Raw genomic sequence first — 13,453 nt, 5'->3', positions numbered from 1 at the left:
CGGCAGTTACGAACACGACCTCCGGTCGCATAGAATCCGGTCATGAGTGAACCGCTGCACCACGCCCCCCGGAAGCGCGCGCTGGCCGCCGGGTCATCGGCCCTCCTGGCCCTCGCCGCCATCATGGCGTTCGCGCCCGGCACCGCCCAGGCCGCGCCCGCCGCCGACCACTGCGTCGTCAACCTCAGCACCCACGAGACGACCTGCGCCGCCACCCAGGACGCCGCCTTCGCCGCCGACGCGGCCGCCGCCGAGGAGGTCGGCATCCAGTCGGTCACCCTCATCACGCTCTACGACCGCACGAACTACGACCCCGCCGGCGGCACCCGCTCCTTCGTGGGCGACGGCAGCTACACCTGCTCCGCCGCGTACTCGCCCGTCGAGTTCAGCGTCGACTACCTCGACGCGGCCGGCTGGAACAACCGCGCCAGCTCGGTCCACACGTACCGCTCGTGCGACATCAAGCTCTGGGACACCGTGACCCTCTCCGGGGCCTCCTCCACCTGGATCGACAACCTCGCGAACCTCGGCACCATCGGCTGGAGCAACCGCGCCGGCTCCTACCAGATCAGTTAGGACGCGGCAGGGCCCGGACCGCGCCGGTCCGGGCCCTGCGAATGTCGTTGCCGCAGAGGCTACGCCTCGGCCTCCAGCGGGGCCGGCTCCGCCGCCGCCTCCCGGGTCTCGCGGCGCTTCGGCGCCACCAGCACCAGCGCCCAGACCGCCGCGAGGGCCAGGTACAGGCCCGTCACGACCGGCCACGGGACCGCGAACGTCGCCAAGAGGGTCCGCAGGTTCAGCGCCACCACGAGCATGCCGATCGTCGAACCCAGTTTCGCCGTAGGGATCTTGCGGGTCAGCCACGCCGCCAGCGGCGCCGCGGCCATGCCGCCGATCGCCATGCCGACCACGACCGGCCACAGCACCGTCAGCGTGTCCGGCACCGCCATCCAGAAGCCGAGCACCGCCGCCGCCGAAGCGAACACCTGCGCCGTCGACACCGAGCCGACCACCCGGTGCGGCTCCAGCCGCGAGGTCGTCAACGTGATCGGCATCGTCACCGGCCCCCAGCCGCCCCCGCCGACCGCGGCGAGGAAACCGCCCACCAGGCCCGTGGGGATCGCGAACCCCGACCGGATCGGGCCGTGGCCCGCGCCGCGGCCTTGCACGAAGCGCCACACGATCACCACGCCCAGCGCGATGAGGATCGCGCTCGTCACCGGTGTGGCCGCGTCGAGCCGCGTCAGCGACGCCAGCGCCCAGGCTCCGGCGAAACCGCCGACCGCGCCGGGGATGCCCAGTTTCAGGGTCGTCGGCCAGTGGACGTTCTGCAGTCTGTGGTGCGAGGCGGCGCTCACCGCGCCCGTGGCGATCGTCGCCACGTTCACCGATGCGGACGCCACGGCCGGGGCGATGCCCAGGCCGAGCAGGAACGTCATGGTGATGGTGCCGAAGCCCATGCCGAGGCTGCCGTCGACGAGCTGGGCGACGAAGCCCGCGGCGACGGAGGAGAGGATGGTGGTCGCGATCAGCACGCGCGGCTCCCTCGGGTACGAATGGCTTCTGAATAGTCCACTAGATCAGTAGGACAAGTCAACGAGTGCCCACGCTTCGGGACGTCGAAGCGGGACGGATTCGCGACACCCCGCCGACGCACTCCGTCCCCACATCATCCCCCGCGCCGGCCACCGCGAAACCCGCCGCCGGGCGGGAGCGGCCCCGGACCGGTCCGCCGGCCCCGGTGCTCACACCGGCGCCGATCGCATTTGGAGGCCTCCGCCACCCGGTCAGGGGCCGGATGCGCCCCCCGAGACGAGCGTCATAGCGTGGACGAACAGACCTGGTTACGCTCGCGTAGCCAAACCCGCGGCTCGCGGACTCGCCGAGCCGAGCACCATTGCGGCCAGCACGCCCGCCGAGGGCGGCCCGCCATTCACCTGGCGCGCCACGGCGACGCGCGCCGCCGCACAACCCGAGGGCCTGCGAACCGCACAGGCAGTCTTGATGCAGAGGAGCATTCGATGGGTAAGAAAGTCACGGTCGTCGGCGCCGGATTCTACGGCTCCACCACCGCCCAGCGCCTGGCCGAGTACGACGTCTTCGACGAAGTCGTCCTCACCGACATCGTCGAGGGCAAGCCCGAGGGCATCGCCCTCGACATGAACCAGTCCCGCACCATCGAGGGCTTCGAGACCAAGGTCGTCGGCGCCACCACCGACAACGACGGCAACGGGTACGAGAAGACCGCCGGCTCCGACGTCATCGTCATCACCGCGGGCCTGCCGCGCAAGCCCGGCATGAGCCGCATGGACCTCCTCGAGGTCAACGCCAAGATCGTCCGCGGCGTCACCGAGAACCTCGTCAAGCACTCCCCGAACGCCGTGATCATCGTCGTCTCCAACCCCCTGGACGAGATGACCGCGCTCGCCCAGCTCGCTTCGGGCTTCCCGAAGCACCGGGTCCTCGGCCAGGCGGGCATGCTCGACACCGCCCGCTTCACCAACTTCGTGGCCGAAGAGCTCCAGGTGCCGGTCAAGTCGGTCACCACCCTGACGCTCGGCTCGCACGGCGACACCATGGTGCCGGTCCCCAGCCAGTCCTCCGTGGACGGCAAGCCGCTCACGGACCTCCTCCCCGCGGAGAAGGTCGAAGAGCTGGTCACCAAGACCCGCAACGGCGGCGCCGAGATCGTGGCCCTGCTCAAGACCGGCTCGGCGTACTACGCGCCGTCGGCCGCCGCCGCCCGCATGGCCAAGGCCGTCGCGGAGGACTCCGGCGCCGTCATGCCCGTCTGCGCCTGGGTCGACGGCGAGTACGGCATCTCCGGGGTCTACCTCGGCGTCAACGCCCAGATCGGCGCCGAAGGCGTCAAGAAGGTCGTCGAGACCGACCTCACCGCGGACGAGCTCGCCAACCTCAAGGAGGCCGCCGAGGCCGTCCGCAGCAAGCAGGCCGACGTCGCCGGCCTGTAATCCGCACTGACGACACCGTTCAGGGGCGCCCGCCCGCGGGCGCCCCTGACGGTTTCCACCCGCACCCCCGTATCGGATTCGCCGACCCCGCCCTTGTCGCTAGGCTTACGCCCGTGACCGCCGCAGACCAGCGCCGCACCAAGGCCGACACCCAGGCCTGGCGGCCCTTCGTCCTGACACGGCCGCGCTCATGGCTGCCGGAGATCGCCATGGCCGTCGCCTTCGTGGCCCTCACCGTTCCCCTCGTCTGGCCGAGCCCGCTGGTCCACCTCGACATCTGGATCCGCGACCTCTCCGATGCGAACCGGCCCGAGTGGGCGAACTTCATCGCGATCCAGACCAACCGGCTCGGGCAGGGCGGCCTCCTCGGCGGCATCGCCCTCGGCATCGCCGCGATCATCGCCTGGCGCGGGCGCAACGTCCGCCCGCTCATCGCCTTCTTGGCCGCGTACGGGATGGCGGGCGCGGTCCTGGTCCTCAAGTTCGCCCTGCCGCGGGTCTACCCGCACTGGCCGGAGGCCGCCCGGCCGCCGTACGCCGATGCGGCGCAGGCGGTCCTGTTCTCCGGGCTCGAGCCCTCCGGCGCGTACCCGTCGGGGCACGTGCTGAACACGATCATCTGGTACGGGTTCATCGTGCTCCTCGTCGGCGCGGGATGGCCTCCGCTCCTGCGGCGGCTGTTCCTGGTGCTGCCGCCGATCATCGTCATCTGCTCCACGACCTACCTCGGCTGGCACTGGTTCACCGACACGCCCGCGGGGCTGCTCATCGGCTTCGCGATCCTCCGCACCGTGCAGCGCATCCCGTGGGACACCGTCGCACTGCCGCTCTGGCTCGAGCCCGACCGGCGATATCGCTAGCCGGGTCGCGAACGCCCGCACGGTATCTTCGACACATGCCCACACCGCCGCGCGAGCGGCCGTCCCTCGAGCGCCGCCTGGGGCTCCCTTCAGCCATCGCGATCGGGCTCGCGTCCATGCTCGGCGCCGGCGTCTTCGCCGTCTGGGCCCCTGCGGCCCTCGCCGCCGGATCCGGCCCCGGTCTCCTTGCGGCCCTGGTCATCGCCGGGTTCATCGCGTACTGCAACGCCCGTTCCAGTGCCCGCCTGGCCGCGCTCCATCCGCAGGCGGGCGGCGCGTACGTCTACGGGACGCGGCGGCTCCACCCGGCCGCGGGCTTCACGGCGGGCTGGGCGTTCCTGGTCGGCAAGACCGCCTCAGCGGCCGCGATGGCCCTCACCCTCGGCGCCTACCTTCTGCCGGACCACCCGCGCGCCCTCGCCGCCGCGGCGGTCGTCGCCTTCTGCGCCATCAACCTCCTGGGCGTCAAGCGCACCGCGCTCGCCTCCGCCGTGTTCGCCGCGACGACGCTGGCCGTGCTCGCCGCGGTCGTCATCGCCGGCTCGACCGGACCCGTTGCGGCCCAACCGCTCGAGGGGACGCACCCGTGGGGCGTGTTCACCGCCGCCGGGTTCCTCTTCTTCGCCTTCGCCGGCTACGCCCGGATCGCCACGCTCGGCGAGGAGGTCAAGGACCCGGAGCGGACGATCCCCCGCGCCATCCCGATCGCCCTCGGCATCACGTTCGCGGTGTACCTGCTGGTCGCGCTCACCGTCCTCAATGTGCTGGGTGCGGGCACGCTCGCCGCCTCGACCGCGCCGCTCGCGGACCTCGCCGGTGCGAGTGCGCCCGCGCTCAAGCCCGTGGTCGCGATCGGTGCGGGGATCGCCGTCGCCGGGGTCCTGCTCAGCCTGCTCGCCGGGATCGGCCGGACCGCGCTCGCGATGGCGCGCGACCGCAGCCTCCCGGGGGGACTGGCGGCGGTCTCGGAGCGGTTCGGGGTGCCTTGGGCGGCGGAGCTGGCCGCGAGCGGCCTCGTCCTCATCCTCGTGTCCACACTGGACCTGGCGGGCGCGATCGGGTTCTCCAGCTTCTGCGTGCTGGTCTACTACGGGGTCGCGAACGCCGCCGCGGTCACCCTCGACCGGCGCGCCCTGCTCCCGTGGCTGGGACTCGCCGGATGCCTGATCGTGGCCGCGAGCCTGCCGCTCTCGGCGGTGCTCGGCGGCCTCGTCGTCTTCGCGGCGGGCGCGGGCTGGTACGCCCTCACCGAACGCCGGGCCCGCGCCGCCTGAGCGCGCGGGCCGGCCTGGGCTGCAAATCCATCGCGCCGCGTGCCCATGGGCATCGGGCCGGTGCGCAGCGATCAGGTGCGGCGGATCCGACCCCGCCGCCCACGGCCTCGCTCGCAGTCGCGCGGGCACTCCGGGCTCGCGGGCCCGTCAGCGCTCCGCGCGGCGCTGGTCCCGGGCGGCCCTGAGCCGCCGCACGACCGCGGGCTGCTCGGCGGCCGCCTCCGGGTGGTCGATGAGCCGCGCCAGATGCTGGTAGTACCGCTCCGGGGTGAGCTCCAGCTCATCACTGATGGCCTGCGTCTTCGCACCCGAGGCCCGCCACCAGCGCGCCTCGAACGCCAGGAGCCGCGACTCCGTCGAACTCAGCTTCGACTCCGCCTGCGACTGCGCCCTCGATTCCGGGCCGTGCGGCTCCCGCTGCGGCGCAGGCTGCTTCGGCGGCGCCTCCCGTGCCGGACGGGAGGCCTCCTGCGGTCCGCGAGCGGACCGCGGCGCGGGGACGAACTCCTCTTCACCTCCCGGGCGCGCACGCGAGACGGGCTTGGCGGGGCGTTGGCCGGGAGGCATGGGGCGGCTCCTCGTAGGTGTACGGCTTCGCGAGCGTCGCCGTGGTTTCCGAACGTACGGCGCCGCTTGCGGAGCCGTGGTTACTCGATCCAGTCGATGAGGTCCGCCACCGAGTCCTTGACGTGGTTCGGCCGGAAGGGGTAGCGCTCGACTTCTTCCATAGTGTCAGTGACCCCTGACAAAACGAGGACCGTCTCGAGCCCGGCCTCGAGGCCCGACAGCACGTCGGTGTCCATGCGGTCCCCGATCATCACCGTCGTCTCCGAGTGGGCCCCGATGCGGCGCAACGCGTTCCGCATCATCAGGGGGTTCGGCTTCCCCGGGAAGTACGCCTCCGAGCCGGTCGCCGCAGTGATCATCGCCGCAACCGCGCCCACACCGAGCATGAGCCCTTCCGGGCTCGGGCCGGTCGTGTCCGGGTTGGTGCAGATCAACCGCGAACCGGACTTGACCAGCCGCACCGCCGTGGTGAGCGCCCCGAAGTCGTACCGCCGGGTCTCACCGAGTACCACGTAGTCCGGGCGGTAATCGGTGAGGACGTACCCGATCTCGTGCAGCGCCGTCGTCAGGCCCGCCTCGCCGATCACGTACGCCGAGCCCTTGGGCCGCTGCGACTGCAGGAAGTCCGCGGTCGCCATCGCCGAGGTGTAGATCGACTCGACCGGCACCTGCAGCCCGGAGTTCTTCAGCCGCACATGCAGGTCGCGCGGGGTGTAGATCGAGTTGTTCGTCAGGACGAGGAACCGCTTCCCCGCCGTCTGCAACTTCTCGATGAGCTTGTTGGCGCCGGGAACCGGCACGCCCTCGTGGACGAGCACGCCGTCCATGTCCGAGAGCCAGCTGTCGAAGGGTCCAGGTGTAGTCATGCTCAACATCTTGCCATCGCATCGAGAGAACGACGAGGACCGGACGTAAAGTGATGCCCGTGGAGACGGCATTGACCGCCGTGCTCGTCATCGCCGCAGGCGCCATGGCGGGCGCAATCGGCTACTGGACCATTCGAACCGCGAGGAACAAATGAGCGAGCGCGAAGTACCCGAAGAGTTCGCCTCGACCTTCAAGCAGGTCGAGCCCTACCCGTTCGAGGAGACCGACGACCTCCGTCGCGGGCCCAACCTGCACGACGACCTGCTGCCGCTGCTGCCCCTCGTGGGCCGCTGGCGCGGGCGCGGCCAGGGCGGCTACCCCGGCACCGAGGACTTCCTCTACGCCCAGGAGATCAGCTTCCTGCACGACGGCCGGCCGTTCCTGCGCTACCACGCCCGGTCCTGGATCATCGACGTCGACGGCAAGCCCGTGCGGCCGGCAGCCCAGGAGACCGGCTGGTGGCGCGTGGTGCAGGGCAACGACCCCAAGCGCCCCGAGATCGAAGTGCTCCTCTCGCACCCCACCGGCATCCTCGACCTGTACTACGGGCACGTGGACGGCACCAAGATCGAGATCGCGACCGACGCGGTCGTGCGCAGCCCGCAGGCCAAGGAGGTCACCGCGGGCAAGCGCCTGTACGGCCTCGTCGAAGGCGCCCTCATGTACGCCCAGGAACTGGCCGCCGAAGGCAAGCCCCTGAGCCCGCACCTGAGCGCCAGCCTCAACCGCGTCGCCGGCTGACACCCTTACGGGACCCGAACCGCCGGTCAGAAGTCGCCGGGCCAGAGGTCGTCCTCCGGGCCCGCGGCCGCCTGCTGCGCGTGGACCGTGGACCTGACCGGGCCCTCGCCCGCCTTGAGCAGCAGCTCCAGGACCGCGATCGAGCCCTGCTTGTGCAGCGGCTCGTTGCCGTTGCCGCACTTGGGGCTCTGGATGCAGCTCGGGCACCCGTAGCGGCACTCGCAGCTCGCGATCGCCCCCTTCGTGGCGCCCAGCCAGTCCGTCCACTTCCGGAACGCCTGCTCCGCGAAGCCCGCACCGCCCGGGTGGCCGTCGTAGACGAACACCGTCGGCAGCTCCGTGTCCATGTGCGCCGGCGTCGACAGCCCGCCGATGTCCCACCGGTCGCACGTGGCGATCAGCGGGAGCAGGCCGATCGAGGCGTGCTCGGCCGCGTGCAGCGACCCCGCCAGGTCCGGGATGCCCTCCAGCGCTTCGGGCTCCACCGTCCACCACACCGCCACGGTGCGCAGCGTCTGCGGCGGCAGGTCGAGCGGCTGCGTGTCGATCACCTCGCCCGAGGGGAGCCTGCGGCGCTGGTAGGAGATCACGTTCGACGTCACCTCCACCTCCCCGAGGCAGAGGGTGACGTCGCCCATCTCCAGCCGCTCGCGCTCCGACAGGACCTCCAGGTGCGTGATCTCCTGCGCGGTCGTCATCCACGGCGGCTTCGCGGCGTGGACCAGGGCCAGGCCGTCCTCCAGATTCAGATCGTCCACAATGAACGACTCGCCCTGGTGCAGGTACAGCGCCCCGTTGTGCACCAGGCGGTGCGAGGCCGCCGCGTCGATCGTGCCGATCAGCCTGCCCGTGCTCGTCTCCGCGATGTCCACGCCCATCGGGCCCGAACCGCGCAGCGTCACCTCCGGCCGCTCCGAGCCGATCCAGTAGTACCGGCCGCCCGGGCGGCGGCGCAGCAGCTTCTGCTCGCACAACTGCTCGGCCACCTCGCGGCTGCCCGGAATCGCGTCCAGGTCCGCGTCCTTCAGCGGCAGTTCCTCAGCGGCCAGGCACAGGTGCCCCGCCAGGACGTACGGGTTGGACGGGTCGCAGACGCTCGCCTCCACCGGCCGGTCGAAGATCGCCTCCGGGTGGTGCACCAGGAACGTGTCCAGCGGATCGTCCTTCGCGAGCATCACCGCGAGCGCCTCCGTGTCGCCCCGGCCCGCCCTGCCGATCTGCTGCCAGAAGCTCGCCAGCCGCCCGGGATACCCGCACAGCAGCACCGCGTCCAGGCCCGTCACGTCGATGCCCAGCTCCAGCGCGTTCGTCGTCGCCACGCCCAGCAGCCTCCCGTCCCGCAGGTCGGATTCGAGCTCCCGGCGGTGCTCCCGCAGGTAGCCGGCCCGGTACGCGGCGATGCGGTCCGCCGCCGGGTCCGCCCCCAGTCGCGACTTCGCCTCAGCCGCAACGATCTCCGCACCGCGGCGCGACGGCACGAACGCCAGCGTGCGCACCCCCCGGCGCGTCAGCAGCGCCAGCATCCGCGCCGTCTCGCTCAGCGTCGACGCCTGCTGCGGCTCGCCGTCGAACTCGTACGTCACCGGCTCCCACAGCGCCACCGTCGCCCCCGGGTGCGGCGAGAAGTCCTGCGTCACCGCCACCGCCGGGCGCCCGGTGAGGACCGAGAGGGACGCGGCCGGGTCCGCCGCGGTCGCGCTGGCCGCGATCACCGTCGGGCTCGCCCCGTAGTGCTCGGCGAGGCGCAGGAGCCGGCGCAGTGTGAGCGCCACATGCGCGCCGAAGACGCCCCGGTAGACGTGGCATTCGTCGACCACGACGTACTTGAGGTTCTTGAGCAGCGAGCGCCACATGCGGTGGCGGGGGAGCAGCGAGTGGTGGAGCAGGTCCGGGTTCGAGAGGATCAGGTTCGCGAACCGCTGCGCCCACTGGCGGTGCTCGAACGGCGTGTCCCCGTCGACGATCGCCGGGATGAGGCCGGGGAGCTCGAACTCGCCCACGGCCCGCGCCTGGTCGGCGGCCAGGGCCTTCGTCGGGGCGAGGTAGAGCGTGCGGCCCTCGCCTTCCGATGCCGCCTCGGTCAGGAGGGGGAGCAGGTACGCGAGGCTCTTGCCCGAGGCGGTGCCGGTCGAGACGACGACGTCCCGGCCCTCGAAGGCGTGCGTGGCGGCCTCGGCCTGATGCGGCCACGGGCGCGTGATCCCCGTGGCGCCCAAGGCGTCCCGGACCGCGTCAGGCACCCACTCCGGCCACTCGGTGCGCACCGACGCGCGCGGCGGCAGGCGGCGCAGGTGGCGCAGGCCGCCGCCCGGCGGGGCCTGCGGGCCGGGCACGCGCGCGAACTCCGGATCGAGGGCGGCGATGAGCTGGTCGACGGACACCGTCCAATGATGCCGCAGCCCACCGACACCACCCAGCGGCACCGATCGGCGGCGCCTGCGGGCCGCCGATCGCCACCGCCGACTCGGGTGAAGGAGCGCGCCCGCATTTCGGTCATACGCTCCCGGCTCCACTCCACTGGGAACGCAGTACGCTTATGGGCCAAGACACAGTGCTCACCGGGCACGGCTGCACCCGTGCGGACCCGTCCGCGCGTCGCATGCCGTGCCCGCGGCGCAGGTCGGCGGCCCGCACCGGTCCGACGAGGCCTGCGAGCGGTCGTCCGGCGGTCTCGGGCGGTTCGGCGGGGCATCCGGTCGGCCGACAGCACGAACGAGGGGAGAGACGGCGTGAGGGGAACATCAGGCGACGGCGCGGCCGAGCCCGAACTGGGGCTCAGCCTCTCCGAGGTCGGCGACTACGCGGTCATCAGCGTGACCGGCGAGATCGACATGTACACCGCGCCGCAACTGCGCGAGGCCGTCCGCCAACTCTCCTCCGAGGGCCGCATGCGCGTCGCGATCGACCTGACGCCCACCGAGTTCTGCGACTCGACCGGACTGGGCGTGCTCATCGGCGCCCGCCGCCGCCTCTCCGACTCCGGCGGCAGCCTCGTCGTCGTGTGCGCCAACCCGCGCATCCGGAAGCTCCTGGACCTCACCGGCCTCGACAAGGTGCTCGATGTCCGGGAAGCGGTGCCCGGCGAGTGAACGGCTCCAAGCACGACCGCACCGGGGGACGCGCCGAGCCGGTGACCGTCCGGTTCGCGTTCACCCCCGCCGCCGCCTACGTCCGCGCCGCCCGGCTCGTGGCCGCCGACGTGGCCGCGCACGCGGGCGTCGCCACCGGCCTCCTCGACGAGGTGCGCCAAGCGGTCGGCGAGGCGTGCACGCGCGCGGTCCTGCGCCACCGCGACCGCGGCATGGACGACCTCGTGCGCGTGGAATTTTCGATCGGTGATCGTTTTGTTGCGAAAATCACCGACAATGCGCAAGATCTGCGCGCACGCTCAAGCGGCCGGATCGGCGCCGGCATCGGCGGCGGCGAACCCCGCGTGGGCGACAGCGACACCATGGAAGAGGACACCCTCTCCGAGGAGATCACCCTCATCGTCCTCAGCGGACTGGTCGAAGACCTGGTCGTGACCGGTCCCGACGCGAACGGCGGGACCACCGTCAGCATGTCCTGGCCCCTCCCCGGATCCGGTTCCGCGACCGATCACTGAGGCATTGGCCACCCCGTCAGGACAGCGTGACCATCCCCACTCGCAAAGCCCTCACATCGTTACACTCCGCACGTTAAGTCTGGCCGGGCCGCAGGCCCGGCCACGGCCGCGCCGTCCAACCCGTCACGCGGCCCCCGACGTGATCGCGATACCGGTCCGCGGTGCCCCGCGGACCGCATGGCGAAGCTTGCGAGCCATGGATCCGCACAGCATATGGAGGAACTACATGCATACGTTGCTCGCCAACGGCGACGAGGGCGTAGGTCAGCTCACGGGCTCGAACCTGAGCCTCGTCGTGGTCGCCGCCGCGCTCGCGCTGGTGGCCCTCGGCGGTGCCGCCGCGCTCGTCAAGAGCATCCTCGCGGCAGGCACCGGCACTGACAAGATGCGCGAGATCTCCGGGGCCGTCCAAGAGGGCGCCTCGGCCTACCTGCGCCGCCAGTTCCGCGCGCTCGGGATCTTCGTCGTCATCGCCGTGGTCCTGCTGTTCCTGCTCCCCGCCGAAGGAGGCACGGACGTCCGCGTCGGACGCAGCGTGTTCTTCATCGTCGGCGCGCTGTTCAGCTCGTTCATCGGCTGGGCCGGCATGAACATGGCCACCCGCGCGAACGTGCGCGTGGCCGCGGCCGCCCGCGACGGCGAGCCCACCACCGCGATGCACCTGGCCTTCCGCACCGGCGGCGTGGTCGGGTTCCTCACCGTGGGCCTCGGCCTCCTCGGCGCCTCGGTCGTCGTCTTCGTCTACAACGGCGACGCGCCCGTGGTCCTGGAGGGCTTCGGCTTCGGCGCCGCGCTCCTGGCCATGTTCATGCGCGTCGGCGGCGGCATCTTCACCAAGGCCGCCGACGTCGGCGCCGACCTCGTCGGCAAGGTCGAGCAGGGCATCCCCGAAGACGACCCCCGCAACCCGGCGACCATCGCCGACAACGTGGGCGACAACGTCGGCGACTGCGCCGGCATGGCCGCCGACCTCTTCGAGTCCTACGCCGTCGTCCTCGTCGCGAGCCTCATCCTCGGCCGCGCCGCCTTCGGCGAGACCGGCCTGATCCTGCCGCTGCTCGTCGCCTCGGTCGGCATCCTCTGCGCCATCATCGGCGTCGTCATCACCCGCATGCGGGCCTCCGACGCCTCCGGCCTCACCGCCATCAACCGGGCGTTCTACCTTTCGGCGATCATCTCCGCGCTGCTCACCGTCGGCGCGGTGCTCTGGTACGTGCCCGCCGACTGGGCCGACCTGAACACCACGGTGGACTTCATCGACGTGCCGGTGAACCCGCAGGTCTTCGCCATCGTCGCGGTCGTCATCGGCATCGCGCTGGCCGCCGTCATCATGGCGCTCACCGGCTACTACACCGACACCCGCTACAAGCCCACCAGGGCCGTCTCGGCCTCGACGCGCACCGGCGCGGCCACCAACATCCTGTCGGGCTTCTCGCTCGGCCTGGAGTCGGCCGTCTACACCGCGCTGTGCATCGCGGCCGCCGTCCTCGGCGCGTACCTGCTCGGCGGCGGCGAGATCCTCGTCAGCCTCTTCGCGGTCGCGCTCGCCGGCTGCGGCCTGCTCACCACCGTCGGCGTCATCGTCGCCATGGACACCTTCGGGCCCATCAGCGACAACGCCCAGGGCATCGCCGAGATGTCCGGCGACGTCGAAGGGGACGCCGCCCGCACCCTGACCGATCTCGACGCGGTCGGCAACACCACCAAGGCCATCACCAAGGGCATCGCGATCGCGACCGCCGTCCTGGCCGCGACCGCCCTGTTCGGCTCCTACACCGACGCGGTGGCCTCCGAAGGCCTCATGGGCGAGGCCCTCCTGGGCGCGCTCAACATCGCCGACCCGGCGAACATCGTGGGCTTCATCGTCGGCGCCTCCGTCGTGTTCCTCTTCTCCGGCCTCGCCATCAACGCCGTCGCCCGCTCCGCCGGGTCCGTCGTCAACGAGGTCCGCGACCAGTTCGCGCGCTTCCCCGGGATCATGGAGGGCACGCAGCGGCCCGAGTACGGCCGCGTCGTCGACATCTGCACCCGCGACGCCCAGCGCGAGCTGGTCACCCCGGGCCTCCTGGCCATCACCGCGCCCATCGCCGTCGGCTTCGGCCTCGGCGTCGGCCCGCTCGCCGCGTACCTCGCGGGCGCGATCGCCACGGGCGTCCTCATGGCCGTCATGCTCGCGAACTCGGGCGGCGCGTGGGACAACGCGAAGAAGGACGTCGAGGACGGCGCGCACGGCGGCAAGGGCTCCGAGGCCCACGCCGCGGCGGTCATCGGCGACACGGTCGGCGACCCGTTCAAGGACACCGCCGGCCCGGCCATCAACCCGCTCCTCAAGGTCATGAACCTGGTGAGCCTCATCATCGCCCCGGTCGTGGTGGTCTACACGGTCGACGGCGTCGGGGAGCACGCCGACGGGCCCGTCCGCTGGATCATCACCGGCATCGCCGTCGCGGTCCTGGTCGGCGCGATCCTCATCTCCAAGCGCCGTTCCGCGGTGGTGGAGGCGGGGGAAGCCCACGCCCCGGAGCAGCGTGAGTCGGTCAAAGTCGGCTAACTGCTGAGCTCATTGTC

General features: G+C 71.8%; 12 protein-coding genes. 8 read left to right on the top strand and 4 right to left on the bottom strand.

The window, feature by feature from the left end; translation table 11 throughout:
• The first annotated feature begins 42 nt into the window (after positions 1 to 42).
• Entirely contained in the window at positions 43 to 576 is a 534-nt protein-coding gene (locus QWI33_RS11965; protein WP_289957375.1) for a hypothetical protein, read from the top strand.
• A gap of 59 nt (positions 577 to 635) precedes the next feature.
• On the opposite strand, the gene QWI33_RS11960 is transcribed toward QWI33_RS11965, so the two are convergent.
• Positions 636 to 1,535 carry a sulfite exporter TauE/SafE family protein gene (locus tag QWI33_RS11960; protein ID WP_289957374.1) on the bottom strand — a complete coding sequence of 300 codons (900 nt, stop codon included), beginning with the start codon at positions 1,533 to 1,535 and terminating at the stop codon, positions 636 to 638.
• 486 nt (positions 1,536 to 2,021) lie between these two features.
• Between QWI33_RS11960 and mdh the strand changes: the two genes are divergently transcribed.
• The 3 genes from mdh to QWI33_RS11945 all read left to right on the top strand — a co-directional run bounded on the left by mdh (position 2,022) and on the right by QWI33_RS11945 (position 5,106).
• Positions 2,022 to 2,972, top strand: a complete 951-nt coding sequence (gene mdh, locus QWI33_RS11955; protein ID WP_289957373.1) for a malate dehydrogenase — start codon at positions 2,022 to 2,024, stop codon at positions 2,970 to 2,972.
• 113 nt (positions 2,973 to 3,085) lie between these two features.
• Positions 3,086 to 3,832, top strand: coding sequence for a phosphatase PAP2 family protein (locus QWI33_RS11950; protein ID WP_289957372.1), 747 nt, complete (start codon positions 3,086 to 3,088; stop codon positions 3,830 to 3,832).
• A 35-nt stretch (positions 3,833 to 3,867) separates the two neighbouring features.
• On the top strand, positions 3,868 to 5,106 hold the full coding sequence (locus QWI33_RS11945; RefSeq protein WP_289957371.1) for an APC family permease: 1,239 nt from the start codon (positions 3,868 to 3,870) through the stop codon (positions 5,104 to 5,106).
• Positions 5,107 to 5,253: 147 nt separating this feature from the next.
• Here the strand turns inward: QWI33_RS11945 and QWI33_RS11940 are convergent, their stop codons facing one another.
• Together QWI33_RS11940 and QWI33_RS11935 are read right to left on the bottom strand one after the other, a co-directional pair.
• Entirely contained in the window at positions 5,254 to 5,673 is a 420-nt protein-coding gene (locus tag QWI33_RS11940; protein WP_289957370.1) for a DUF3263 domain-containing protein, read from the bottom strand.
• 80 nt (positions 5,674 to 5,753) lie between these two features.
• Complete coding sequence (locus QWI33_RS11935; RefSeq protein WP_208496955.1) at positions 5,754 to 6,539, bottom strand: HAD-IIA family hydrolase; 786 nt, start codon at positions 6,537 to 6,539, stop codon at positions 5,754 to 5,756.
• A 151-nt stretch (positions 6,540 to 6,690) separates the two neighbouring features.
• On the opposite strand from QWI33_RS11935, the gene QWI33_RS11930 reads away from it, so the two are divergent.
• On the top strand, positions 6,691 to 7,281 hold the full coding sequence (locus tag QWI33_RS11930; RefSeq protein WP_289957369.1) for a heme-binding beta-barrel domain-containing protein: 591 nt from the start codon (positions 6,691 to 6,693) through the stop codon (positions 7,279 to 7,281).
• A gap of 26 nt (positions 7,282 to 7,307) precedes the next feature.
• On the opposite strand, the gene QWI33_RS11925 is transcribed toward QWI33_RS11930, so the two are convergent.
• Positions 7,308 to 9,662, bottom strand: a complete 2,355-nt coding sequence (locus tag QWI33_RS11925; RefSeq protein WP_289957368.1) for a DEAD/DEAH box helicase — start codon at positions 9,660 to 9,662, stop codon at positions 7,308 to 7,310.
• A 348-nt stretch (positions 9,663 to 10,010) separates the two neighbouring features.
• Here QWI33_RS11925 and QWI33_RS11920 point away from each other — a divergent pair, with 348 nt between their 5' ends.
• From QWI33_RS11920 to QWI33_RS11910, 3 genes are all read left to right on the top strand, one after another.
• Positions 10,011 to 10,370 carry an STAS domain-containing protein gene (locus QWI33_RS11920; protein WP_289957367.1) on the top strand — a complete coding sequence of 120 codons (360 nt, stop codon included), beginning with the start codon at positions 10,011 to 10,013 and terminating at the stop codon, positions 10,368 to 10,370.
• Positions 10,367 to 10,885 carry an ATP-binding protein gene (locus QWI33_RS11915; protein ID WP_289957366.1) on the top strand — a complete coding sequence of 173 codons (519 nt, stop codon included), beginning with the start codon at positions 10,367 to 10,369 and terminating at the stop codon, positions 10,883 to 10,885. The genes QWI33_RS11920 and QWI33_RS11915 overlap by 4 nt, the downstream gene beginning before the upstream one ends.
• Before the next feature lie 226 nt (positions 10,886 to 11,111).
• Complete coding sequence (locus QWI33_RS11910) at positions 11,112 to 13,436, top strand: sodium-translocating pyrophosphatase (RefSeq protein ID WP_289957365.1); 2,325 nt, start codon at positions 11,112 to 11,114, stop codon at positions 13,434 to 13,436.
• Positions 13,437 to 13,453 lie beyond the last annotated feature (17 nt).

It is taken from the genome of Glycomyces tritici (genome assembly GCF_030403505.1).
Note: the sequence above shows the minus strand (reverse complement) of the source record. Positions and strands in the feature narration are given on the sequence as shown.

What these genes read in the sequence shown, in the direction of transcription:
- QWI33_RS11910 (WP_289957365.1), top strand. Translation starts at nt 11,112, where the DNA reads ATGCATACGTTGCTCGCCAACGGCGACGAGGGCGTAGGTCAGCTCACG.
- QWI33_RS11945 (WP_289957371.1), top strand. Translation starts at nt 3,868, where the DNA reads ATGCCCACACCGCCGCGCGAGCGGCCGTCCCTCGAGCGCCGCCTGGGG.
- QWI33_RS11940 (WP_289957370.1), bottom strand. Translation starts at nt 5,673, where the DNA reads ATGCCTCCCGGCCAACGCCCCGCCAAGCCCGTCTCGCGTGCGCGCCCG.
- QWI33_RS11965 (WP_289957375.1), top strand. Translation starts at nt 43, where the DNA reads ATGAGTGAACCGCTGCACCACGCCCCCCGGAAGCGCGCGCTGGCCGCC.
- mdh (WP_289957373.1), top strand. Translation starts at nt 2,022, where the DNA reads ATGGGTAAGAAAGTCACGGTCGTCGGCGCCGGATTCTACGGCTCCACC.
- QWI33_RS11930 (WP_289957369.1), top strand. Translation starts at nt 6,691, where the DNA reads ATGAGCGAGCGCGAAGTACCCGAAGAGTTCGCCTCGACCTTCAAGCAG.
- QWI33_RS11935 (WP_208496955.1), bottom strand. Translation starts at nt 6,539, where the DNA reads ATGACTACACCTGGACCCTTCGACAGCTGGCTCTCGGACATGGACGGC.